This window comes from Halpernia humi (assembly GCF_900108025.1).
GTDB lineage: Bacteria > Bacteroidota > Bacteroidia > Flavobacteriales > Weeksellaceae > Halpernia > Halpernia humi.
The window spans coordinates 1-1681 of sequence record NZ_FNUS01000012.1 but is presented as its reverse complement, the minus strand read 5'-3'; the positions used below and the strand labels follow the sequence as shown (position 1 = coordinate 1681).

Genomic DNA, 1681 nt, shown 5'->3' with positions numbered 1-1681 from the left:
TACGGCTCGGCTTCGCCGACAGTTGTGAAACCATCGTTGCATTCGCACGACGTTTTCACAACTGTCGCCTTTGACGCATTCTGAAAAAGAAGTTTTCAACTTCCTTTTCAGAACGACGACAAAGCCGAGCCGTACGTTAGCGGCAAGCGTATCAAAAAAAAACATATAGATAGCAAAAAATGAATAAATTTTTTACATTTTTGATAATTTTGATTTTTCCCTTAACTTCTTGTAAAAAAGAAATTGAAAATATTCAAAACAAAACTTTGGATTCTAACAGCAAAACGCAACCTCAATTTCTTACTTTCATATTCCAACCTTCTCTAAATGAAAATGCGGAAGTAAATGTTAATTTTGAAAAAAAATACTTAACCTTTAAAACAATTTATCCTTTTTTACAGGAACCTCCTGCATTTGGAGAAAAAAAGACTGAAAAAAAACCACCAAAACCATACTATGCAGAATTAACGCAAAATCAAATTAATGAACTAACTAAAATTTTAGTAAATCTAAATGATGAAGATTATCAACAAATTCAAGGAAATTATATTGATGGAATTTCGTATAACTTTTCTATACTAAATTCAGATAAAACTTTTAAAGTTGGGTATATTGCAAATGAAAAAACTGAAAATCAAAAAAAATTAACAACTGAAATTCTGAATTTAGTATCAGAAACAAACAAATTTGAAGAAAACTTTTCTGCAATTTCCTATTATGGAATGAAAAACTGATAAGACGCCTGCAGATAACATCGGTTTTGCAATATGCGGGATTTCGTGTTTGTTGAACTTGTGTAAAAATAATCCGCAAAAACCATTTTCTTTTTGATTTTTTATTATATTTACAAAAAGAAAAATGGTTTTTGCTACGCGCGGTTTTTATATAACTATCTGGTTTTCAAAGCCCGCACATCGCAAAGCCGTTTCTCGTTACCAGCAATGTTTGACGACCGGCCAATCAAGACAGACAACAATTAGAAATGAAAAAGGAAATCGAACATAGAGAATTACCTATTCAACTTGACTTCGTTGACAGACTTAAAAAGTTAATTCTTGACTGGACAAAACAAAACGAAATAAGACTTCATAGGGTTGAATGTGTTGTTCCTTTCGTATTGACTGACAAAAGCCTATCTGTTTGGCTATTCTATGACACAGACAAAACAAAAAGCGACTATGAAATCAACGGGACGAATGAAATAGTTAAAAACCAATACTTACATTTATTGACAGAAGTAAATTACCCGATTGACTATTTAAAAGAAGTAACTTTTTATACTGACTCGGACGAAAACGTTAAGAAGAATTATGAAGGCAGTTACTTTTATAGACTACGCTGACAAAGGGCAACAAATGCAACGAAGAAAACACTGCTGGTAACAAACGCTATAGCAAATGCGGGTTTGCGTGTTCGTTGAAACATTTGAAATCTTTATATACTTTTGTACTGGCAGTCAGTTGAGCAACAATTTAATCCCGCACTTGCCATAGCGTCATCCGTTGGGAAAAATCGCCCTTCGGGACGATTTTTCCCAACATACGGCTCGGCTTCGCCGACAGTTGTGAAACCATCGTTGCATTCGCACGACGTTTTCACAACTGTCGCCTTTGACGCATTCTGAAAAAGAAGTTTTCAACTTCCTTTTCAGAACGACGACAAAGCCGAGCCGTACGTTAGC

Annotated in this window: 3 protein-coding genes; 2 read left to right on the top strand and 1 reads right to left on the bottom strand. The window is 34.4% G+C overall.

Features of this window, described 5'->3' with window-relative positions; genetic code table 11:
* Window positions 1-179: 179 nt before the first annotated feature.
* Both C4S29_RS14640 and C4S29_RS14635 read left to right on the top strand, forming a co-directional pair.
* Window positions 180-734, top strand: a complete 555-nt coding sequence (locus C4S29_RS14640; RefSeq protein ID WP_103914857.1) for a hypothetical protein — start codon at window positions 180-182, stop codon at window positions 732-734.
* A 248-nt stretch (window positions 735-982) separates the two neighbouring features.
* A complete protein-coding gene (locus C4S29_RS14635; protein WP_103914856.1) occupies window positions 983-1342 on the top strand; it encodes a hypothetical protein in 360 nt (119 codons plus the stop codon).
* Window positions 1343-1434: 92 nt separating this feature from the next.
* On the opposite strand, the gene C4S29_RS14810 is transcribed toward C4S29_RS14635, so the two are convergent.
* Window positions 1435-1599, bottom strand: a complete 165-nt coding sequence (locus tag C4S29_RS14810; RefSeq protein ID WP_159969866.1) for a hypothetical protein — start codon at window positions 1597-1599, stop codon at window positions 1435-1437.
* Between the last annotated feature and the right edge of the window lie 82 nt (window positions 1600-1681).